Raw genomic sequence first — 818 nt, forward strand, 5'->3', positions numbered from 1 at the left:
CCCCCACACTGTTCAACCCCAAATGGTTTGAGAAACAGTATAATTAAAAACGACTCAGTGAATTGCCAAAGTTGGGCCTCACTGAGTCGTTAAATTAGAAAACAATTACCGTATCCAGCTTAATTTTTATTTATGCGTTGGCTGGTAATCACTCCATTACTATCTATTATTTGTATCAAATAATTAGCACTAGGATAGGGAGACAGATCAATCGTTGTACTAGTTCCTTCCGCTGTTTTACTGCTGATTATGCTTCCGGCCATATTTATCACATTTATTTGGGCTCCTTTCTGAATCTTATCAATCGTTACACGTCCTACTGTAGGATTAGGATAAACCGTAATCAGATTCTCCTGGCAAGTGGACGAAATATTTACAATTTTACTGTATGCCCAAGAGCCATCATGATCGACCATTTTTAATCGGTAATAGTTCATCCTGGCAACAGGATGCTCATCTGAATAATGATAGCTACTATTATCACCCTTTGCCAATACGGTTCCCAGCGCTTTAAAGTCCACTCCGTCGGTGCTTCTTTCAATTTCAAACCTTGAGAAATTCATTTCGATGGCACTCTTCCAGAAAAGTTGAGACGTACAGCCTTCGGACGATCCTTTAAAACTTACCAGAGTTACAGGTAAGGGGGTTTCAGGATCGCTCGATTTACTAAAATAACTGGCATCGGAAGCTCCAGATACCGGAATTAACGGACCATTTACCGTAGAGGTATGAGTACCTGCACTTACGTACTCAGGACTCCCTGTAGTCCAGGAGCCAGCTCCCTGATAATTAGTTATAAACCCATCAGTATCTACATA

At 40.7% G+C, this 818-nt stretch carries 1 protein-coding gene; it reads right to left on the reverse strand.

The annotated features are described in order from the left end of the window. Window positions 1-119 precede the first annotated feature (119 nt). Window positions 120-818 (reverse strand): T9SS type A sorting domain-containing protein (locus X939_RS0121880; protein ID WP_025765397.1); only part of this gene is annotated, 699 nt, incomplete at its 5' end.

This window comes from Dyadobacter tibetensis Y620-1, from assembly GCF_000566685.1.
In the GTDB taxonomy this organism is placed as follows: Bacteria; Bacteroidota; Bacteroidia; order Cytophagales; family Spirosomataceae; genus Dyadobacter; species Dyadobacter tibetensis.